The 21722-nt window shown below is 57.9% G+C and carries 20 protein-coding genes, 1 tRNA gene and 1 other RNA gene; 15 read left to right on the top strand and 7 right to left on the bottom strand.

What is annotated here, in order from left to right:
• Window positions 1-19: 19 nt before the first annotated feature.
• From ACSBQV_RS12370 to ACSBQV_RS12310, 13 genes are all read left to right on the top strand, one after another.
• On the top strand, window positions 20-409 hold the full coding sequence (locus ACSBQV_RS12370) for a hypothetical protein (protein WP_073531527.1): 390 nt from the start codon (window positions 20-22) through the stop codon (window positions 407-409).
• A 5-nt stretch (window positions 410-414) separates the two neighbouring features.
• Window positions 415-798 (top strand): HK97-gp10 family putative phage morphogenesis protein, encoded by a 384-nt coding sequence (locus ACSBQV_RS12365; protein WP_232094786.1) that lies wholly within the window; start codon window positions 415-417, stop codon window positions 796-798.
• 40 nt (window positions 799-838) lie between these two features.
• Entirely contained in the window at window positions 839-1294 is a 456-nt protein-coding gene (locus ACSBQV_RS12360; RefSeq protein WP_099784207.1) for a phage tail protein, read from the top strand.
• A gap of 123 nt (window positions 1295-1417) precedes the next feature.
• Window positions 1418-1783: a phage tail protein gene (locus tag ACSBQV_RS12355; RefSeq protein WP_025160180.1), complete on the top strand. Its 366-nt coding sequence runs from the start codon at window positions 1418-1420 to the stop codon at window positions 1781-1783.
• A gap of 231 nt (window positions 1784-2014) precedes the next feature.
• A complete protein-coding gene (locus tag ACSBQV_RS12350; RefSeq protein WP_099784205.1) occupies window positions 2015-4345 on the top strand; it encodes a phage tail tape measure protein in 2331 nt (776 codons plus the stop codon).
• The gene (locus ACSBQV_RS12345; protein WP_004935824.1) at window positions 4345-4683 is read left to right on the top strand and encodes a phage tail protein; all 339 of its coding nucleotides are present in this window, start codon (window positions 4345-4347) and stop codon (window positions 4681-4683) included. The genes ACSBQV_RS12350 and ACSBQV_RS12345 overlap by 1 nt, the downstream gene beginning before the upstream one ends.
• A gap of 12 nt (window positions 4684-4695) precedes the next feature.
• Window positions 4696-5445, top strand: a complete 750-nt coding sequence (locus ACSBQV_RS12340; RefSeq protein WP_099784203.1) for a phage minor tail protein L — start codon at window positions 4696-4698, stop codon at window positions 5443-5445.
• A gap of 9 nt (window positions 5446-5454) precedes the next feature.
• Window positions 5455-6159, top strand: a complete 705-nt coding sequence (locus ACSBQV_RS12335; RefSeq protein ID WP_099784201.1) for a C40 family peptidase — start codon at window positions 5455-5457, stop codon at window positions 6157-6159.
• Window positions 6160-6195: 36 nt separating this feature from the next.
• Entirely contained in the window at window positions 6196-6534 is a 339-nt protein-coding gene (locus tag ACSBQV_RS12330) for a hypothetical protein (protein ID WP_143557036.1), read from the top strand.
• A 168-nt stretch (window positions 6535-6702) separates the two neighbouring features.
• Entirely contained in the window at window positions 6703-7203 is a 501-nt protein-coding gene (locus tag ACSBQV_RS12325) for a tail assembly protein (RefSeq protein WP_404757993.1), read from the top strand.
• 53 nt (window positions 7204-7256) lie between these two features.
• Entirely contained in the window at window positions 7257-10844 is a 3588-nt protein-coding gene (gpJ, locus tag ACSBQV_RS12320) for a TipJ family phage tail tip protein (protein WP_099784197.1), read from the top strand.
• Window positions 10845-10894: 50 nt separating this feature from the next.
• On the top strand, window positions 10895-12055 hold the full coding sequence (locus tag ACSBQV_RS12315; protein WP_042785073.1) for a tail fiber domain-containing protein: 1161 nt from the start codon (window positions 10895-10897) through the stop codon (window positions 12053-12055).
• Window positions 12052-14073, top strand: coding sequence for a prophage tail fiber N-terminal domain-containing protein (locus tag ACSBQV_RS12310; protein ID WP_099784195.1), 2022 nt, complete (start codon window positions 12052-12054; stop codon window positions 14071-14073). Before ACSBQV_RS12315 ends, ACSBQV_RS12310 begins: the two co-directional genes overlap by 4 nt.
• 167 nt (window positions 14074-14240) lie before the next feature.
• On the opposite strand, the gene ACSBQV_RS12305 is transcribed toward ACSBQV_RS12310, so the two are convergent.
• The 5 genes from ACSBQV_RS12305 to ACSBQV_RS12285 form a co-directional block, all read right to left on the bottom strand.
• Complete coding sequence (locus tag ACSBQV_RS12305; RefSeq protein WP_099784193.1) at window positions 14241-14483, bottom strand: DinI family protein; 243 nt, start codon at window positions 14481-14483, stop codon at window positions 14241-14243.
• Window positions 14484-14820: 337 nt separating this feature from the next.
• A non-coding RNA gene (locus ACSBQV_RS12300) (RtT sRNA) lies at window positions 14821-14950 on the bottom strand.
• Between the two features lie 34 nt (window positions 14951-14984).
• Window positions 14985-15061: transfer RNA gene (locus ACSBQV_RS12295), tRNA-Pro, on the bottom strand.
• A 78-nt stretch (window positions 15062-15139) separates the two neighbouring features.
• Window positions 15140-16921: an LPS biosynthesis-modulating metalloenzyme YejM gene (yejM, locus tag ACSBQV_RS12290; protein ID WP_434991451.1), complete on the bottom strand. Its 1782-nt coding sequence runs from the start codon at window positions 16919-16921 to the stop codon at window positions 15140-15142.
• 9 nt (window positions 16922-16930) lie between these two features.
• On the bottom strand, window positions 16931-17158 hold the full coding sequence (locus ACSBQV_RS12285) for a YejL family protein (RefSeq protein WP_004935782.1): 228 nt from the start codon (window positions 17156-17158) through the stop codon (window positions 16931-16933).
• A 211-nt stretch (window positions 17159-17369) separates the two neighbouring features.
• On the opposite strand from ACSBQV_RS12285, the gene yejK reads away from it, so the two are divergent.
• Window positions 17370-18377, top strand: a complete 1008-nt coding sequence (gene yejK, locus ACSBQV_RS12280; RefSeq protein WP_042785067.1) for a nucleoid-associated protein YejK — start codon at window positions 17370-17372, stop codon at window positions 18375-18377.
• An 84-nt stretch (window positions 18378-18461) separates the two neighbouring features.
• On the opposite strand, the gene rplY is transcribed toward yejK, so the two are convergent.
• Together rplY and ACSBQV_RS12270 are read right to left on the bottom strand one after the other, a co-directional pair.
• Complete coding sequence (gene rplY, locus ACSBQV_RS12275; RefSeq protein ID WP_004935776.1) at window positions 18462-18746, bottom strand: 50S ribosomal protein L25; 285 nt, start codon at window positions 18744-18746, stop codon at window positions 18462-18464.
• A gap of 162 nt (window positions 18747-18908) precedes the next feature.
• On the bottom strand, window positions 18909-20666 hold the full coding sequence (locus ACSBQV_RS12270; RefSeq protein ID WP_099784189.1) for a DEAD/DEAH box helicase: 1758 nt from the start codon (window positions 20664-20666) through the stop codon (window positions 18909-18911).
• A 317-nt stretch (window positions 20667-20983) separates the two neighbouring features.
• Between ACSBQV_RS12270 and rsuA the strand changes: the two genes are divergently transcribed.
• Window positions 20984-21697: a 16S rRNA pseudouridine(516) synthase RsuA gene (gene rsuA, locus ACSBQV_RS12265; protein WP_033652527.1), complete on the top strand. Its 714-nt coding sequence runs from the start codon at window positions 20984-20986 to the stop codon at window positions 21695-21697.
• Window positions 21698-21722 lie beyond the last annotated feature (25 nt).

Genomic DNA, 21722 nt, shown 5'->3' with positions numbered 1-21722 from the left:
CGACGGAGACCTTGCCCAAATGATTGAAGATGAAATCCAACGCTCGCTGGCCGCGCTAACCCATCTGGCGGTTCATCCGCTGATCTTGCCGGATCCTCAGCAAGAAGGCGTGACCTATCAGAAGATCAGCGATCTGAAAGTGAACACCGGTCTGGTTGACAGCTCGCTGGTGCAGAGCCGTTTTCAGATCGTGCTGTACGTGATCGACGATTACTCCCGGCTGATCGCTCTGGATAAGGCGGTTTTGAATGCCTGGGAAGGGGTTCGGCATGGCCATATCGGCCAATGGCCGGTACAGGCGGTCACGCGCAGCACCCTTTTGCAGAGCGCCACGCCCCTGGCGGATAACCGCGTTCAGTATCGGATGGCGCGCGATTACCTCATCACGCATTCCGAGGTGGCGGTGTGATCGCCATGAACGTTTCCGGCATGGCGGAATTGACTCGCCGGTTGGAAACGATTCGGCGCGAGGTCACCAGCCACATTCTGCCGGAAGCCGGCCACGCCGCGTTGACCCCGGTCCTTGGCACTATGCGGCAGTGTGCCGATCGGGGGGCGCCAAACAGCGAACCCTCGCTGAGCGCCGGCATCGCGATACGCCCGATCGTTACCGGATGGAACGCGGTGACGTTGCGCGTCGGTCCCAGTAAACAGCATTACCACCGAGCCCTGGCGCAGGAGTACGGCACGGCAACGCAAGCCGCCGCCCCGTTTATTCGCCCTGCGCTGGATCACCATAAGCACCAAGTGTTACGCATCCTGGCGGCTAACGTCCGCTATGGCATCGAAAACCGGTAGCGACCGCTACCATCCTTCATCAAAAAGAGAGAGAAAAACTATGGCTGATAAAACTTCGCCAGAATACGCCATGCTGCCTGCCGGCACTATCGTCAAATGGGGCACCGTCGGGGCTGCAACCACGGCCATGAAGGCGCTGACCAACTGTAAAGCGGTGGGTGAAATGGGGCAAACCGGCGGTTTTGTCGATTGCACCACGCTGCTGGATACCGCCAAGCAGTTTATTTCCGACCTGCCGGAAGGCGCGGAGAAATCCATCGGTTTCATCGACGATCCGTCCAACGCCGATTTCGCGGCGCTGCTGAATGCGGCGGACAAGCGCGAAACGGTACAGTTTTACGTCGAGCTGCCGAACGGCCGCACTTCCACCTCCATCCTGTCGCTGTCCGGCTGGAAAATGAATGAGATCACCGCCCCGGCGAGTGAAGTCATTCAGATTACCGTTCAGGGCAAGCAAAACAGCAACACCTGGGGCTCGGTTACCCCGAAGGTGTGACGAACCGACGATCGCGTTGGGTTAACGCCTGAGGGCGCTCGACGCGATCGTTTCCGCCGCGGGCCATGTGGCCTGCGGCAATTTTCTTTATGCAGAGCACATGATATGAACAAGGAAAAACCGATGACTGAGAAATACGATCTGAAAGCGCTGAAAGCGGCGCTGCTGAAATCCGACGATCACGTGATTGAAACGCAGATCTTTGGCGCCAAAGCCTTTATCCGCCGCCTGAAAGCGGCGGAGCTGCAGGAAAACGAAGACGGCATGAAGGCCGCCATCGACAGCGGTGACATGAACAAAGCCGCGCAGCTTAACGTGCAGCTGCTGCTGTCATGCCTGATGACGCCGGACGGCAAACGTATCCCGGCCGGCGCCTTGCCGAGCGTTGACGATCTGCTGGCGGCGCACGATAACCCAACGCTGGTCGAAGCCATCGGTGCCGTCAAGCGCCATGCGGTCGGCAGCCTGGAGGAAGCGGAAAAAAACTGACTGACTCGCCCTGGCTGATGTTGGTGTTCCAACTGGCCGATCGCTGGGGTGAGTCGGATCCTCGCAAGATCGCCGCGATGCCGGCGCACATCCTGAATCACTGGCGGGCATACTTCAAACTGCAAGGCATGATGGCCGATGCGGCGGAGAGTGCCCCCGTTCATCAATCCGGTCAGCCCGCGCAAAGCAGTATTGATATGCAGTGTGCTGACGTTATGCGAGTGCTGGGAAATGGCTGATACCGCACAGTTGGTCGTCGGGTTGCAACTGAATGACACCAACTTTAAAAACAAACTGACGGCGGCTTACCGTACCGCCGGGGAACAATCCGCCAAATTTAACCGCCAGGCTCAGCAGGACGCGAAAAAGACCGACGAGTCATATCAACGTATCGGCGGCACGCTTGGCGGCCTGGCGGGGAAACTGGCGGGGCTGGCCGGCGTTGAATTGTCGCTGCAGGGCCTCGCCGCCACCTCGCGCCAGTATGGACAGGCGCTCACCGAACTTGCGTCCATCACCGTCGCCGCGACGGCGCAGATGAAGCAGTTGGACGACGCGGCTCGCCAGGCGAGCAGCGCTTCCGGCGAAGGCGGCAGCCGCGCGGAGGAGATGCTGAAACTGGCCGGTGGCCTGAATGACAGCGCGGCGGCCTGGCGCGATCAGGCGGCGGCGGCGCGCGGGGCGGCTCAGGCGACATCAGGCGTCGGCGCGGCGTCTCGCGTTGCGCTGGGGATGCTTGGCGGCCCGATCGGTGTCGCCATCCAGGCGGGATTGGGGATGGCATACTTTTATGAGCAAACAATGCAAGCCAAAGAGGCTGCGGTGAGTCTGAAAGATGCTGCGATTCTAACCACGTCAGAGCTTATAAAACTGTCTAGTAAGCAACTTGCCCTGAGAAAGTTAGATCTCAGTGAGCAGCTCGAGGAACAGCTTAGTGAGCGAGATAAGCAGCAGAATTTGTTGAATTACGCAAACGAGAGAATAGAACGAATCCAGAGTAACCCAGGTCGGCTGGGTGACATATTTGGTGTTGAAAAGCAGTTGCAAGCTACGCGGGTGCGTGCAGAAGCGGCTCTCGAGTCAATAGACATCGGGATTCAAAATACTCGCACTAGCATGCAAAATATTGACCAAGCTAACCTTCTTGTTTTGACAGGGGCTGCTCGTCATTTTAATCAGCCAGCAGGTAATATTTTGCCCGCTACTGCAACTGCGCAGGCGCAGTTGATGCCCTCTCCGCCCCCTGCTTATACATTGGATATTGTAAATACAGATAATCGTGGACGTGAGCGACAGCAGGTTCTTGATCAGTACCAACAACTGCGTCAGGAAATCGAGCAGGCGCATCTGAGCAGCCTCGAAAAAATCACCCAGGATGAACAAAGTGCGCAGGCCAAGCTGGCGTCAACGGCCAAGGCGGCCGGTGCCGGGCAGGCCGATGTGCAGCGTGCGATGGCGCTGAACGCCGAGAAGTACCAGCGGCAGCGGCAACAGCTCGCTGAACAATACGCGCCAGGGCAGGCGGCGGTGCGTAAAGAGCAAGAGGTTGGCAAGGAGCTGAAGGCGTTGTATGACGGGCGGCTGTTGACCGAACGCGAGTACCACACCGCCAGCCGGATGCAGCAGCAAGAAACGACGCGCCAGCGGTTGAAGGCTGAAACCGATGCGCTTGCCGCGCCGCGTATGAACATTGCCGGTGATGTGGATCCGGTCGCTCGCCTTAACAACCAACTGGTGCAGCAGCAGGCGCAGTACCAGGCTTACTACCAGCAAGGCATTCTGGATAAAGAGCGCTATGAACAGCTGATGCAGGCGGCGACGCAAGAATCGTCGGACGCTCAGTATCAGCAGGCGCTGAGCCTGTTCGGCGGGCAGAGCCGCGTGCACAAGATGGCGCTGGGGCTGGTGGATATGACGCGGGAACGGACCTCCGGCATGATGTTCGATCTGCTGACCGGGACGCAAAACTTTAAGCAAAGCATGCTCGGTTTGATGACCTCCATGACGCAGTCCATCATTCAGCAACTGATCGATCTGGCGATGCAGGCGCTGTTGACCAGAACCATTCTTTCCACCTTTATGAATATCGGCAGCGGCTTGCTGGGCGGGGCTGCAAGCGCCGGCACGGGCACGGCCGGTTCAGGTGCGATGGGCATGCCGACCGGTTGGCAAGGCTATGTCCCCAACGCCAAGGGCGGCGTGTACGCCTCGCCTTCGCTGAGCGCATTCAGCGGCCAGATCGTCAGCAATCCCACGTTGTTCGCGTTCGCCAGAGGCGCCGGCTTGATGGGCGAAGCCGGGCCGGAGGCCATCATGCCGCTCAAACGCGGCGCGGACGGTTCGCTCGGCGTGCGGGCGATCGGCGGCGGCCAGCAGTCTGCGGCGGCGCCGAATGTCTACATCACCATCGAGAACGGCGGCAACGTCAGCTCGCAGGCCGATCCGGGATGGGGCGAGTTCGGTAAACAGATGGGCAATATCGCCGCGCAGGAAAGCCAGAAGGTGATCAACCGCAACCTGATGCCTGGCCAGCCGATTTGGAAAGCAATCAAGGGGATGTAATGGGCATTCAGACATTTGAATTTCCGGCGCGCGTCAATGCCGCCGGCGATATGCGTTTTCGCGTCAGAAAGGCGCAGTTCGGCGATGGCTATGCGCAGGTCTCCGGCGACGGCATTAACCCGATCGTGCGCTCCTGGGATCTGACCTTTGTCGGCAAGTATGACTACATCACGCCGATCATCGTCTTTCTGGAAAATCATCATGGGGTGAAGTCCTTCCAATGGACGCCACCAACTCAGGTTCCCGGCCTGTACCGCTGCGAGGGTTATAAGCCGGTCGCCATGGGCGGGGACAACTATTCACTGACGGCCACGTTTACCGAGGCCTTCCACGTTTAACCGGGGGAGACGATGCTGAATTCAGATTTGCAAAAGCTGGAGCCGGGCAACCGCATCCGCCTGATTGAGGTAGACGGCACCCGATTTGGCGCCGATATTCTGCGCTTTCATTGCGATACCCTGCCTTTTACGCCGCAAGAGCTGGCCGCCGCCGGCGGTGATGAAACCAAACTGCCGGCGAAATCGGTCTGGTGGCAGGGGCAGGAGTATGGCCCGTGGCCATTTAGCGTCGAAGGGCTGGAGATCTCCGCCGACAGCCAGGGCAATGCGCCCAAGCTGTCGGTCGCCAATATCAATGGCCTGATCAGCGCGCTCTGCCTGCAGTTTGAGGACATGGCGCAGGCCAAGGTGCGGATCCACGACACGCTGGTGCACTACCTTGACGCCCGCAACTTCCCGCAGGGGAACCCTTCGGCCGATCCGCTGCAGGAAAAGCTGCAGGTGTTCTACATCGATCGCAAGGCGACGGAAAGCGACGAAGCGGTGGAGTTCGAGCTCTCCAGCCCGGCGGATCTGCGGGGACTGCGCATCCCGACCCGGCAAATCCACAGCCTCTGCACCTGGTGCTCGCGCGGCGGCTATCGCACCGGCAAGGGCTGCGATTACGCCGGTAGCCGTTACTTTGACGACAAGGGCAACCCGGTGGATGACCCGAGCCAGGATCGCTGCGGCGGGCTGTTGAGCGACTGCCAAAAACGCTTTGGCGAGCACGAGCCGCTGCCGTTCGGCGGCTTCCCCGGCGCGGCGTTGATCCGGCAGTAGGGGGCGAGCATGAAAGAAAAAACCGCGGCAGCCATTATGGCGCACGCCAGGGCCGAGTATCCGCGCGAATGTTGCGGCGTGGTGGCGCAAAAGTCCCGCGTGGAGCGCTATTTCCCGTGTCGCAACCTGGCGGACAACCCCACCGAGCAGTTTCATCTGGCGCCGGAAGACTACGTGGCCGCCGCCGAATGGGGCACCATCACCCTCATAGTGCACAGCCACCCGGACGCCACCACGCAGCCGAGTGAACTGGACAAGGCGCAGTGCGACGCGATGGAGTTGCCCTGGGCGATAGCCAGCTGGCCGGAGGGGGATTTGCGCACCATTTTGCCGCGCGGCGAACTGCCGCTGGTGGGCCGCCAGTTCGTGCTGGGGCATACCGACTGTTGGGGACTGATCATGAGCTATTTCCGCCAGGAGCACGGCATAACGCTCCAGGATTACCGCGTTGATTACCCGTGGTGGGAGCAAGGTGAAAACCGCTATCTGGAAAACTGGCATGCCTGCGGCTTTCGCGAGTTCGATGGCCCGCCGCAGCAGGGGGACATGGCGATCATGCAGGTTTCTGCGCCGGTGGCCAACCACGCCGGCATTCTGCTGGCAGATGGCCTGTTGCTGCACCATATGTACGGCATGCTTAGCCAGCGGGTGCCTTACGGTGGGTATTGGAAAGAGCGAACGGTGAAGGTGTTGCGCTACAAAGCCCTGATGTGATGCTATCATTCCACTTTTCAGCTTAAGGAAAAGGTAATGAAGAAAATTATCGCTGCAATTGCCACAGTAATTTTGTCTGGCTGTTCAACTACGGCTAACGAACTTCGATTGACAACACCGGCTATCCAAGGCCATACAATTAAAGCAGCGGATGTATATATTGGATGTGTTCTTAATGTTTGGAATGAAAAAAACACCATCTCACCAATTAGCCCACAGCCTGCGGAGCGCGGTTATACAGCTCAGATAAATGATATGTCTAGAGGTGTTGTAATGTTAATTGACGTGAAAAAGACTGACTCTGGTAGCGATTTCTTATTTTATAAAAAACGAGATATGGACTTCTATGAGGCGGCAGTTAATGCATGTAAATAGTATCTTGGTTACACGCTATATACCCGCCTAGGCGGGTTTTTTATTGGGGGTCATATGAGCTTTATCGAGGTGCCATTAAGAGTAGTTCACTTCCACGGCCCGATGGTTAGGTTGTTTGGTAAAAACTTTAAATATCGTGCTCACAATGTTCCAAAAGCTATCGATGCTATGAAAAATCTAATAGACGGATTTGAACGATATATGTTGGAAGCACATAAGCGCGGACTGACCTTCGCTGTATTTGTGGGGAAACGTAACGTTGGTCAAGACGAGATGGAGCTGACGAAAGGCACGGAAGACATTCACCTGGTGCCAGTGGTTATTGGAAGTAAACGTGCAGGGCTTTTTCAAACTATTGCAGGAATAGCATTAATTGCTCTGGCTGCTTGGAACCCAGTTATAGGTGGAGCGGCAATGATGTCGGCAACCACAGCCACTTCCGTTGGCCTGATGGGTGCTTCCCTTGCCCTCGGCGGCGTCGTCCAAATGCTTTCCCCGCAAATGGGCGGGCTGCGCATGCGGCAAGGCCCGGAAAATAAACCGAGCTATGCCTTTGGCGGGCCGGTCAACACCACGGCGCAGGGCAACCCCGTCGGCGTGCTGTACGGCACGCGTGAAATTGGCGGGGCGATTATCTCCGCAGGCATTTATACCGAAGACCAGCAATAACGACATCCGTTTGAACAGACAGCCGCAATAGCGGCTTTTTTTATGGGCGAAATATGGCACAGAACATGATCCGTGGGCGAAAAGGCGGCGGCGGTGGCGGCCACACGCCGGTAGAATCGCCGGACAGCATTCAGTCGATCGCCAGAGCGAAGATGCTGTTCGCATTAGGCGAAGGGGAATTTGCCGGCGGGCTGGATGGCACAAACATTTTTGTTGACGGTACGCCGGTACTGAGCAGCGACGGCACGGAAAACTTTCCCGGTTTCCGCTGGGAGTTCCGCCCCGGTTCGCAGGCGCAGGAATATATCCAGGGCATTCCCGCCGTTGAAAATGAGATCTCGGTCGGCAGCGAACTGAAAAGCGGCGCGCCGTGGGTGCGCTCCGTCTCTAACCTGCAGCTTTCCGCCGTCCGCCTGCGCCTGGGTTGGCCCATGCTGCAAAAGCAGGCGGACAACGGCGACGTCAACGGCTATCGCATCGAGTACGCCATCGACGTGGCGACCGACGGCGGCAGCTATCAGGAGGTGTTAACGGCGGCGATCGACGATAAAACCACCTCGCTGTATGAACGCTCGCACCGCATCAATTTGCCGAAGGCCACCACGGGATGGCAGCTGCGCGTGCGCCGGTTGACGCCTAACGCCAACAGCGCCCGGATCGCCGACCGGATGAACATCGAGGCGCTGACCGAAATCATCGACGCCAAGCTGCGCTATCCGAACACTGCGCTGCTTTACGTGGAGTTTGATTCAAAGCAGTTCCCCAACATCCCGAAGATCAGCTGCAAACCGCGCGGCCGCCTGATCCGCGTGCCGGACAATTACGATCCGCAAACGCGCAGCTATACCGGCATCTGGAGCGGCGGCTTTAAGTGGGCCTACAGCGATAACCCGGCGTGGGTGTTTTACGACATTATTTTGGCCGAGCGCTTTGGCCTGGGCGATCGCATCGACGCCTCCCAGGTCTCCGAGTCCGAACTGTACCGCATCGCGCAGTATTGCGATCAGCCGGTGCCGGACGGGCGCGGCGGCGAGGGCATGGAGCCGCGCTTTACCTGCAACGTTTATCTGCAGTCGCGGGAAGAGGCCTGGACGGTACTGAGCGATTTGGCCGGCATCTTCCGCGGCATGACCTATTGGGGGCAAAACCAAATGGTCGCCCTGGCGGACATGCCGCGCGATATGGACTTCACCTACACCCGCGCCAACGTGATCGACGGCAAGTTTACCTACTCGTCCGCCAGCGAACGCACCCGCTACAGCACCGCGATGGTCAGCTGGTCCGATCCGGGCAACCATTACGCCGATGCGATAGAGGCGGTATTCGACAGCGATCTGGTGCGCCGCTACGACGTGAACCAGACCGAGCTGACGGCTATCGGCTGCACCACGCCGAGCGAAGCGAACCGCCGCGGCCGCTGGGCGCTGTTGACTAACAGCAAGGATCGTACGGTCAGCTTTTCCGTGGGGCTGGACGGCATGATCCCCATGCCGGGGCATATCGTCGGCGTGGCAGACCAGATGCTGGCCGGGCGGGTGATTGGCGGGCGCCTCAGCGGCGTGGACGGCCGTAAACTGACGCTGGACAGGACGCCGGGCGCCAAAGCCGGCGATCGCCTGATCGTCAACCTGCCTTCCGGCCGGGCGCAGGCGCGCACCGTGCAGGCGGTGAATGAACGCGTAGTGACCGTCACCACGGCCTACAGCGAGACGCCGGCGCCGGAAGCGGCCTGGTCCATCGACGCGGACGACCTGGCGGTGCAGCTTTACCGCGTGGTGGGTATCGCCGACAACGGCGACAACACCTATACCGTCAACGCGGCGGAACACGATCCGAACAAGTACGCCCGCATCGATACCGGCGCGCGTATCGACGATCGTCCGATCTCCATCATTCCGCCCGGCGTGCAGGCGCCGCCGAAGAACATCACCATCGACAGCTACTCCTCGGTGAGCCAGGGTATCGCCATTACCACCCTGCGCGCCGCCTGGGGCGCGGTTGAAAATGCCATCGCCTATGAGGCGGAATGGCGCAAAGATAACGGCAACTGGGTGTCGGTGCCGCGCACCTCGGCGCTCGGCTTCGAGGTGCCGGGGATTTACGCCGGTCGTTATCGGGTGCGGGTGCGAGCCATCAACGCCAGTGACGTATCGTCTATTTGGGCGACGTCGATGGAAACCTACCTCAAGGGCAAAGAGGGTAAACCGCCGATGCCGCTTGGCTTCAAGGCATCGCCTTTGCTGTGGGGCATCCAGCTCGACTGGGCGTTCCCTGGCGGCGCTGAAGATACGCTCAAGACCGAAATTCAGTATGCGGACAACGCGGCCGGAAATAACGCGATGCTGCTGGCCGATATCCCGTACCCGCTGCACACCCACGCCATGACAGGGTTGAAGGCGGGGCAGGAGTTCTGGTTCCGCGCGCGGTTGCAAGACCGCACCGGCAATCAGGGCGACTGGACAGGCTGGACCGCTGGGCAGGCGAACGCGGACGCCGGCGATTATCTCGAGAACATCGGCGACGATCTCCTGACCGCGAAAGACGGCGAGCGGCTGGTGGGCGATATCGACACCAACATCGACGCTATCTTGCAGAATGCGCTGGCCAACAACGCGACGGTGGGTCACCAATGGGCGCAGTACGGCACGGTGCGCGCCGATATTATGGTGGTGAAAACCACCATCGCGGAGGTCGATCGCGGGCTGGCCGAGATGAAAACCCAGGTGCAGGCGCAGATTGACGACGTGGCGGCGGTGCTGGAAGACAAACTGACGGCGACGGTAGACGCCGACGGCGCCACGGCCATCCATACGTTGAAAGCGGGCGTGCGGGTGAACGGCACCTTCTACAACGCCGGCATGTCGATCGCGGTATTGGCGGAAAACGGCAGGCCGGTTACCACCCGCGTGGGCTTTAACGCCAACCAGTTCGTGCTGATGAGCGGCAACAACAGCAATCAGTATTCGCCGTTTGCCGTGGTGGATGGGCAGGTGTTTATTAGCGACGCGTTTATTCGCAATGGTACTATCGATAGCGCAAAGATCGCACAGCATATCCAGTCTTCTAATTGGGTAAGTGGGCAGCGTGGCTGGGCGATAAATAAAGATGGCGGGGCACAATTCAATAACATTAGCGCCCGTGGAGCGATATATGCCGACACTGGTGAGTTTAAAAATGGCGTGATTGGCAATTGCCGGATCCTTGAGAATTGCTCCATTGAGGGAAAACTTTCCGCCGCGAATATCGAAGGCGCGATCATGGATGGCTCGATGTTAAGCTGGACGGGTTATCATACTAATGCGAGTCGGTTATTACGCTTTGGCGGTAATAATGTTATTCCCGTTCGTGTCTTTGGACAGATTCAAATTAAAAGAAGTGGACGAGGCTATCCTCACGGTTATGGCGGGGTTAGGCAAAACACAACCGGCGGAGGCTATATGCCAGAGGTTTCCGTTAGTTCCAGTTCTAGTAGCGGGCAACCTTCAGTATCCATCGTTTATATCGATACATTAATTGGAAAGTCTTCGACTGCCTTTTGGCAGCTTGCCGCAGGAGAGCTTGACCAAGGACAATCGCACTCAACGACTTTTATTGTGAACATCTTTGCCACTCCGCAATATACAGCCTTTGGGCTGGAGTAACCATCATCTCCGTAACGAGGTTTTTATCAGGCTAATTCAGGAGGATATTTATGCCAGCAGGCACTCTCACCCTAACAAATAATTCCACAATAGTAAAAGGTACCGGAACGGCCTTTAATACCGAGCTGAAAGCCGGTGATTTCATCGTGAGCGTGGTCGGCGGCGTAACCTATACGCTGCCGGTTAAAACCGTTGATAATGCTACGCAGGCAACGCTGGTTAAAGCCTATGACGGCTCGACTCAGGTCGGTGTTGCCTGGAATGCTGTACCGCGCGATGCAATGAACGCCATCACTGCCCAGCTGGCTGCCGAGACGGCGAAAGCCCTGCGTGGGTTGAATTCCGATAAAGAGAATTGGCAGCAGGTCTTCAGCGGCAGCGGAAATATTACGGTAACGCTCCCTGATGGCAGCACCTATACCGGTCCAGCCTGGAATAATATTGCAGATTCACTCAATAATAAATTAGACAAGACGATTAGCGCTGCCCAGGAAATTAAAGGTTCACTGTCTTTACAGGGTTCTTTGGTGACAGGGCAAACGGCAAACCTTGACGTGGGGGGATATTCACGCTTCCGTAAGTCAACGACATTTGATGATACCATGATGGGGCGAAATGGGATTCATTTGAACTCTGGTGATACGGGGTCGTCTAATGTCCGTGCTGAAAAGACGTTTACTAGATCTACCGGAACTGTAGATGGCCCGACATTACTATCGGTTATGACAACTGCAGGTGGTGTTGTCACAGCTATGCAAATGTTTTGTCGCCGTGAAATTGGTGTAACTGATTATGGTGCGATTTCATTTAAGGATTATGCCAATGTTTGGCATGAGGTTCGTCTACAGAATAACGGAGACTTTAATAACTTAACTGGAAATTGGGTGACCGGCTCAGATCTTAGAATTAAAACTGAAGTAAAAGAAATTGAAGATCCCATAACACTCATTCGTGGTCTAAAACTCTATACCGGCAAGCGCGATGGCAAGCCCTTTATCGGTGGTATCGCACAAGAAATTGAAAAGAAGCTTCCTCAGGTTGTTGCTGAAGGTGGTTCTTTAGAGTTGCAAAATGGCGAAACCGTTACTCGAGTAAAATCCGTCGATTATTCAACGTTGGGATATGTGGCCTTGGCTGCCTTGAATCAGGCTCTGGATAGAATCGATCGCCAGGATGAATTAATCAAAGAACTCATGGAGAAAGTGCAATGACTTTAATCAGCGGCGTATTAAAAGGGCCTTATGGCGATCCTCGTTCCGGCGTAACCATTACCCTGCGCGCAGTCAGAACCTCGTCAACGGTATTGAGCCTGGCTAAATCACAATCGGTGACGGATGACAGCGGTAAATACGCTCTATCCGTGGAGCCGGGCGCTTACGAGGTTATCATCTCTGTCTATGGCGCACAGCCGGAACGGGTGGGGGCTATCGAGGTGTATAGCGATTCCTTGCCCGGCACGCTCAATGATTTCCTGAGCCGGCCAGGGGAAAGCGATATCACGCCGGAGATTGTGCAAACCGTCGATCGTTTGCGTGCAGAGGCGGCCGCTTCCGCAGGCAAGGCATCTTCTTCCGCTGCGGCGGCGAAAACCAGCGAGCAAAATGCGGCGAAGAGCGCCGCTCAGGTGGTGACCGCCTTTGATAATGTGCGGTTCAAGTTCCCGGAAAACAACACCAATATCGCCACTTGGTTCCTGTTGGGGCAGTTTAAAAATGCAGGGCAAAATGGTGTCGGGATCGCGCTCAATTTCTACGGTTCGAACGGCTATAACGGATTTGTTTATAACGCCGGCCTGTCACGCCTGATGCTGAGAACGGGTAATCTTGGCGCCAGCGATACGACCAATAAGGCCAATCGTATCGGCGGCACCTTTCTTAACGATACCGGAACGGCGATCTTGGATATTCAGGTTATTGAATCCAGTCGCGATAATTATGATATCTATGTGAAAGTGAATACCTTCACCATCAACTGCTGGTATACGGTTGAGCAAATCACCTACGCGAACGCGGCCGGCTTGCGCTGGGAGCATAAGGCGGTAAAGCAATCGGTGGAACCGAGCGGGGTGATGAAAATTGATATGCGCACGGGCGTTTCGTTTTCGCAATCCCAGGCGTTACCCGATTATGCTACTGTCGCCCAATCTGCTATCGGTGGTTTTGGTACCGGACCAATTCATACCGAGGATGCATTTGCGAAGGATAATAAATCCTCCATTCAGCGCTACACGGTAGCGACGGCCAATCGGCCGGGCAACGTGTCCGGGGGCATATTAACGCTGCCGGTGGATGGCGGGCCATCTTGCGCGTATTTTGCCACATCGGTTTCGCGGCAGGCTTGGGTGGGGAGTTCATCTACCGCATTGCCTTCGGCTATCACCTGGTCGCGGTTATTTAGCTCGTCCGATCAACCCACCGTCGCGGATATTGCAAACCTGAAAGATTGGGGCTTGAGTAAAGGTGCTACCGCCGCAAACAAAGGCAACTTCAATGCGCAAATGCAGAGCCGACGGGGTTATGTGAGCACAGATCCCATTGGCAATCCCTTCAAAGATGTCGGCACTCACTTTCTCGATACGCGATCGTGGGCGGTGACGCAGGCGGGAACCGACGACAGTTACCGGACGGTGCAAACCTGTTACGGCTATGGTGTAAGTGCGGCGCAATCGGGGAAAATTGCCGTGCGCAGCTGGAATGGCGCTACGTTTACCCCCTGGGTTTGGATGTGGTCGGAAGCCAACACCACCGTTGACGCCAACGGCTTTATCAAGAAAGCCTCGCCGATCGCCAGATTGTCCGCGGCGCCGCAGCATATGCAAGCGGACTATCTGGACGGCGGCTTTGCTTTGGCCGGCTATGTCGCCGTTAATGGCGAAGCGGCCGGGGTGAGCGCGGAACGAATCGCTACCGGCCTTTATCAGCTGAATGGATCGCTGGGGCTGGCAAAGGAGGGCTGGACTATCGAAGTGCCGCAGGACGTGAACGGCAACCGCCTGTGCTTTGTGGAAACCGCCACCGATAACGACGGCGTCATTACGGTGAAAATCAGCAAACGTCGTTTTGACATCGATACCGCGACGATTGTGGCCGGCGAAGCGATGGATATCCCTGAAGGGCGCTGGATCGATCTGCGTCTCGCCATGCCGGTGCGTGAAGAGGTGGAAGTATTGCCGCCGGAGGCGCTGGTATCAAACGATGACGCGTCATCGGAAACCAACTCGGTTTCATAAATAAAGTGGATGCCAGGTAAATAATGCCGGTGCAGCAGGTTATTGGCCGCCTATTGCATCGGCGTCGGCATTATCACCTATAGGCTCGGGCAGAACGACTGCCCGTTCTGCGATGCAGGGTTCCCGCTGGGTGGGAATCTTCTCCTTGCGAATACCGTTCTTCCCCGTCAAATATCCGTGACCAGCCACTGATCCGCTTCTTCGAACATCTCTTCCAACATTCGGTTTAACTTCTCACGATCGCTTTTGCTGGCGTCGGAGTTCAGGCCGTTGGCCTGCATCGGCTTCACGCGCACCTCCGCCTCCGGGAACAGCACGTGCACGCGTTTTTCCAGCTCGTTGTGAATAATCTCGGCGGCGTTGGGTAGCCCAGCGACGTTGCGTTTGTCGTACACCAATTCTACAAACATGACTCACCTGTAAATACTGATTTAATGTACAGTATTCTGGCCTGAGGAGGGCCGCTTGGCAAGAGGGGGGCGCGGAATTTTGCATGACGCGATCACTCTTGCGTGGCGTGCGGTAAAACCTGCAGCTGAATCACCAATTCCGCCTGGCTGGCGGCCTGCATTTTCTCCATCATCTCCTCGTTGACCCTTCAGAGGGTGTAGCCATGCCTGCAATGTACTTTTCTCTTCGGTTCAAAACGCAAGGCGGTGCGCCAGGAGATTCCGGCGGCTATCGCCACACTTTCCGCGTGAGCGTCATATGAAAAAAACCTGCTGCAACAGCAGGTTTTCTTGAATTTGGTCGGTATGAGAGGATTATACGCATCTTCGATGCCCGCCCTGCGGGCCGTCGCTAAAGCAACGTGGTCTCACTCCGCTCGGCTCAAACCTCCTTCGGAGATTCTCATCCTCCCAGTGTGCAGACGAAAAAAAACCTGCTGTAACAGCAGGTTTTCTTGAATTTGGTCGGCATGAGAGGATTCGAACCTCCGACCCCCGACACCCCATGACGGTGCGCTACCAGGCTGCGCTACATGCCGACGCTATAAAAAATCATACTACCGATTCTCGATGTTTATGCAAGCGCCTTACCACTTGATTGCTTTAGTTTTAAGCAGTTAGTTGGCGATAAAGCGTTTTACATCGGTCAGCACCTGCAACAGCAGAGCAAGCTGCGGTTTCTCGTCTTTTATTTCATCGCCGTTCTGATCGTAGACGCGATAGTTGCCGCTGTTGTCCAGCATCAGCGTCTGCGTCGGTGTGGTGATCACCAGCTGGTTGCCATCGCCGGTGGCGATCCAGTTGTTGCGGCGCTGAGCGGTAAACAGGTCTTCGCCCTGCGAATAGTCTTTCGGCGCGGTCTTCACGTGCAGCAACCGTTGCATCAAGGTACGCATCACGTCGTTATGGCCGGTCAGCTTGTTGATGGTCTGCGCCGGCGTGCCCGGCCAGTGGATCACCAGCGGCACTTGCAGCTGCGCCTGGTTGAAGGCGGTGCCGGCGCCCCATTGGCCTTTGCCGCTGTCGTTGAACTCGACGCCGTGCTCGGCGGTGATCACCACCACGGTTTTATCCAGCAGGCCGCGCTGTTTCAGGGTGTCCAGCACCTGGGCTATCTGGGCGTCCACGTCTTGGGCGCCGGCGCGATAGCGTTGGATAAAATCGGCCGACGTCGGAGTTTTAGCGCCTTCAGCCGGCTCGGCGCCGCTGAAGTTGATATAGGAGAACCACGGCTCTTTGTCGCCCTGATCCGTCAGCCAACGTTGCCATTGCTGCGTGGTTTGCGCGTCGCTTTGCGGCGCCGGCGTCGGCAGCGAGAAGTCGGTCAACAGGGCCTGACGGTACAGGCTGGCGTTGAAGCCGTCGGACGAGAACAGCCCCAGTTGGTAACCCTGCTCGCCGAGCGCGTTGATCAGCGCCGACGGCTTGCGGCCGGCGAGCACGCTGTCCAGATAGGTCGGGGAAATGCCGTAGAATAGGCCGAACAGCCCGGTGTCGGCGTGGTTGCCCGAGCTGTAGTGATCGCTGAAGCGCACGTTTTCCTGGGCGAAACGCGTCAGCGTCGGCATATCCTGCGCCACGTCTTTGGCGCGAATGCCGTCCACCACGATCATCAGCAGGTTATAGCCGCTGCCCTTATCGCCGTAGCTGAGATCGCTGAGCGGGTACTCCACCGCCACCGCTTCCGGATTGCCCTGCTGCACCAGGCGGCGCTCATATTCTTGCTGATCGAGCAGGCCGTGTTTTTCGAGGAACTTGCGCGCGGTCATCGGGTACGAGAGCGGCAGGTTGGCCCGTTGCATGGTGATCGGGCGATAGAAGTTGGCGTCGGCCCAGATGTAAATCAGGTGCGAGGCGAAAAAGGCGCTGATGAACAGCGCCGCCAGCGGCTTGCCGAAACGGCGGCGGTTCAGGCTGCGCAGTTTCTGCCAGCTCCAGGTGCCGAACAGCATCTCCACCAGGAAGATCACCGGCACGCAGATAAACATCAGCTGCCAGTCGCGCGACAGCTCGCTTTGATCCGGGTTGACCACCAGATCCCACACCACCGGATTGAGGTGCAGGTGGAAATGGGAGAACACCTCGCTGTCGACCAGCAACAGCGTGAGCCCGGCGGTAGCCAGCGCGGCGGAAATAAATCGCAGCAGCCGCTGCGACATCACCACGAAGGTGAGCGGGAAGATCACCAGCAAATAGCCGGCGAACACGATAAAGCTGAAATGCCCCAGCAGGCTGACCAGGGCATAGACCCGGCCCAGCAGCGAGGCGGGCCAATCGGTGACAAACAGGTAGCGGCTGCCCAGCCCAAGGGCGAGCAGGATGTTGAATAAGGCGAACCAGTGCCCCCAGCTGATCATCTGGGAGACTTTTTCACGATAACGCTGACGGTTTGTCACCATAAATAAATATTAATGCGCTTTATCTTCACGGACAGAAGCCTGCAGGGCTTCCGCGAACGATCTCGCCAGGGTTTTCCGCTGCGCGGGGGCAACGCTGGTGTTGATCAAATTAGTGACCATATTGCCCAGCACCATCAGGGAAAGATCGGTGGGGGTATGGTGTTTTTCCAGAACATTGACCAGCTCTGAGAGCAGTTGTTCAACGTGTTCGTCACTGTAACGGGATGATTGTGGCATAAAATTGCGCTTAGTAATCTGCAAAGTGCCCTATCTTACCGTATAGGACAGTGATTTTCCGCTCTTTTATCACTTCCTGTCATTCGGTAAAGGGTTCGCCCGCGACGGGGCCGCTCACCGCTGCGCCTTTCCGGTTTGCCGCGGTTTTTTAGTATTGCAGGGCGGGGCCTTCAGTGTTTGAATACGCGCCTAAAGAACAGGAGGATTTACCATGAGTCTGGATATCGACCAGATCGCTCTGCACCAGTTGGTGAAACGCGACGAGCAAACGCTGGACGTGGTGCTGCGCGATTCCTTGCTTCCCACCAACGCGGCGGTGGAAGAAATGATGGCGGAACTGCATCGCGTCTACAGCGCCAAGAGCAAGGCCCTGGGCTTGTTCAACGAGGGCAGCGAGCTGGCGGAAGCGCTGCGCACCTGCCGCAAGGACGATAAGGACTTTCTGGCCTTCAGCCGCGCGGCGACCGGCCGTCTGCGCGACGAACTGGCGAAGTATCCATTCGCCGAAGGCGGCGTGGTGCTGTTCGGTCAATACCGTTATCTGGCGGTCGAGTACCTGCTGATCGCGGTGCTGAACAGCCGTAACAGCATGCGCGTCAACGAAGAGCTGGATATCAACACTACGCACTATCTGGACATCAACAACGCCGATATCGTTGCGCGTATCGATCTGACCGAGTGGGAAACCAACCCGGAATCGACCCGCTATCTGACCTTCCTGCGCGGGCGCGTGGGCCGTAAGGTCGCCGACTTCTTCATGGATTTCCTGGCGGCGTCCGAAGGGTTGGACACCAAGGCGCAAAACCGCGGGCTGCTGCAGGCGGTGGACGACTACTGCGCCGACGCGCAACTGGACAAGAATGAGCGCCAGTCGGTGCGCCAGCAGGTGTACAGCTACTGCAACGAACAGCTGCAGGCGGGCGAAGAGATCGAACTGCAGGCGCTGTCGCAGGAGCTGTCGCCGGTCGGTGAGAAAGACTTCATGCAGTTCTCCAGCGAGCAAGGCTATCAGCTGGAAGACAGCTTCCCGGCGGATCGCGGCACGCTGCGCCAGCTGACCAAATTCGCCGGCAGCGGCGGCGGTATCAGTCTGAACTTCGACGCCATGCTGCTGGGCGAGCGCATTTTCTGGGATGCGGCCACCGACACGCTGACCATCAGAGGCACGCCGCCGAACCTGCGCGATCAGCTGCAGCGCCGGACCGGCAGCGGCAAGTAAGCTTGCCGAATCGCAGACAATAAAAAACGCCGCAATTGCGGCGTTCTTTATTTCGGCGTCCCGAAAGGTTCGAAAACGTAGCGATTAAACGCGAACGAAGTCGATGTGAGCCAGTTTTGGCTTGAACGGGTGACGCTGTACAGCCTGAACCTTAACTTTGGTTTCTTTACCGTCGATAACCAGAGTTACTGCTTCGCTGTAGAATTCTGGTTTAGCTTCCATGTTCTTGACAGAATCATGATCCAATTCGATGGAAACTGCAGCTTCTTTGCCACCGTAAACGATAGCTGGGAATTTGTTTGCTGCACGCAGGCGGCGGCTCGCACCTTTACCCTGGTCTTTACGTACTTCTGCATTGATAGTGAACATTGTTTTTTCTCTTAAAAGAAAATTTACCCTGCTACAGGCGACCCAAGTAGCAAGTTCGGAATTCCGCTTTAACGCTGGGCAGGCCCAGGTAAAGCGCGCGGCATTTTAACGGAAAGCCGCCCGCAGGGCAACGAAAACCTGCCCAGATTGAGGGCCGTTCGCTCAGGCCAACTGATTGGCACGGCGGAAACGGCCTTGATAATCGAACACTTTCTCACGCACCTGCCAAAACTGCCCGCGCTTGCGCGCCACCACGAAATCCGGATGGCGCAGCGCTTGCTGTTGCGCCAGCACGTCGGCGGCGGTGTGCCAGGCGAACGGCACGCCCGGCGCACGCTGGTGCGGGCGCAGGAACAGCATCTCGAACGCTTTGCGCTGCGCCGGCGTCTGCAGGCGGAAGCGCTCGCTGGTGCTGGTGCCGTCCTCGTCGTAATAGGTGGCCTTCAGCCATTCGCCCTTGTCGTCGCGGCCGCTTTGCAACTCCATGCCGCCGCAGCGCAGCACCAGCGCGTCTTTCAGCTTCAGCGCCGCCTTCAGCATGTCGTCGGGATCGACCAACACCTCCTGACACTGATGGCAACGGCGCGCGGCGATGTCGTTCTCCGCGCCGCAGTGTGGGCAGCTCTTGAACCGGAAGCGGTAATCGCACTGTTCGCGGTGGCCGTCGTCGTCCTCCAGCCAGCCCTGGCAGCGGCGGCCGTAGTGTTCGATGATGTCGCCGTTTTCGGTACACTTGCCCCAGAACAGGTTGGCGAAACCGCAGGCCGGGCAGAACACCTGCACCGGCTGGCTGTCGCCGTGCGGTTTGCTGACGCCGACCTCCGGCGTAAACAGATCGTGCGGGTTGCCGGCGTAGTCGAGGATCAGGCAATCCTTTTTGTCGGGCGCCAAACGCAGCCCGCGCCCGACGATCTGCTGATACAGGCTGACGGACTCGGTGGGGCGCAGGATAGCGATCAGGTCGACGTGCGGCGCGTCGAAGCCGGTGGTTAACACCGCCACGTTGACCAGATAGCGCAGATGCTGCTGTTTGAACGCCTCAATGAGCGCATCTCGCTCGGCGGGCGGCGTTTCGGCGCTGACCAGCGCGGCTTCGCCGTTCGGCAGCAGGCCGTGGATCTCGCGGGCGTGCTCGACGGTGGCGGCGAAGATCATCACGCCTTTGCGATCGTCGGCGTACTCTACAATCTGGCTGATGATGTGCGGCGTGACGCGGTTTTGCCGCTTCAACTCTCGGTTCAGGTCCGCTTCGCTGAACAGGCCGTTGCTCCTGGCCTCCAGACGGCTGAAGTCGTATTGCACGATCGGCATATCCAGCCGCTCCGGCGGCACCAGAAAACCGTGTTTAATCATGTAGCGCAGCGGTAGCTCATAGATGCAGTCGCGAAACAGACTGGCGCTGTCGCCGCGGGTGAAACCGTGGTAGTGGTACTGGTAAATCCAGCCTTTACCCAGCCGGTACGGCGTGGCGGTCAGCCCCAGCAGCCGCAATTGCGGGTTGGTTTTCTGCAGGTGCTGGATGATTTTCTGGTACTGGCTGTCGTCGTCGTCGCTGATACGATGGCATTCATCGACGATCAGCAGCGAAAAGGCGCCGTCGAACAGCGGCAGGTTGCGCGCCACCGACTGCACGCTGCCGAACACCACCTTGCCGGCGCTCTCTTTTTGTTGCAGCCCGGCGGCGAAGATGTCCGCCTCCAGGCCGTAGGCGCAGTATTTGGCGTGGTTTTGCGCCACCAGTTCCTTGACGTGCGCCAACACCAGCACTCGCCCACGGGCGCGCTTCGCCAGCTCGGCGATCACCAGGCTTTTGCCGGCGCCGGTCGGCAGCACGATCAGCGCCGGCTCGGGATGCCGCCGGAAATGGTTGATGGTGGCTTCGACCGCTTCCAGTTGGTAGGGGCGTAGGGTAAAGGCCATAAATGAACGCCGTAGGTTGGAATGGGCCGCGGGGGACAGGTTTGTCAGCGCTGTTGCCACAGAAACGCTGACATTTTTACGCCCCGGGCGACCGAGAAATGTCTATATTATGCCTTCTGAGCGCGCACGGTGCGAGAAGCGTGAAAATTACCCCTGTCGGGCAGCGCGTTGTGCCGCTATACTCGTGTGACAGCAATCGCTGTGCCCCCACGCGATTTCCCCCCTGAGCCTGCCATTTGCACCCGATGCAACGGCGGGCGTCATATTTTGGCAATACGATCAATGCGATCATAACAACGACAGGCAAAGCAGATCCCATGCGATTGGACAAGTTTTTATCTCAGCAGTTAGGCATCAGCCGTGCGCTGGTCGCGCGCGAACTTCGGGCTAAACGCGTCACCGTAGACGGTGAGGTGGTGAAGAGCGGGGCTGTCAAACTGACCCCGGAGCAAGAAGTGGCGTTCGACGGCAATCCGCTGCAGCAGCAGAACGGCCCGCGCTATTTCATGCTCAACAAACCGCAGGGCTACGTTTGCTCCACCGACGATCCCGATCATCCGACGGTGCTGTACTTTCTCGATGAGCCGGTCGCGTACAAACTGCACGCCGCCGGGCGGCTGGATATCGACACCACCGGGCTGGTGCTGATGACCGACGATGGCCAGTGGTCGCACCGCGTCACCTCGCCGCGCCACCACTGCGAGAAAACCTATCTGGTGACGCTGGAGCACCCGCTGGCGGAAGACACCGCGCAGCGTTTCGCCGCAGGGGTGCAACTGCACAACGAGAAAGATCTGACGCGGCCGGCGACGCTGGAGCAGGTTGACGAGCATGTGGTGCGCCTGACCATCAGCGAAGGGCGCTACCACCAGGTGAAGCGGATGTTTGCCGCGGTCGGCAATCGGGTGATCGAGTTGCACCGTGAGCGCATCGGCGCCATCGTGCTGGATGACGATCTTGCGCCGGGCGAATACCGCCCACTGACCGAAGAAGAGATCGCCAGCGTGGGCGCGCCGCACCTGCAGGACTGATAACCGATCATTGATTGCGGCCGAT

Origin of the sequence: Serratia sp. B501 (assembly GCF_051172315.1) — a bacterium.
In the GTDB taxonomy this organism is placed as follows: domain Bacteria; phylum Pseudomonadota; class Gammaproteobacteria; order Enterobacterales; family Enterobacteriaceae; genus Serratia; species Serratia ureilytica.
Note: the sequence above shows the minus strand (reverse complement) of the source record. Positions and strands in the feature narration are given on the sequence as shown.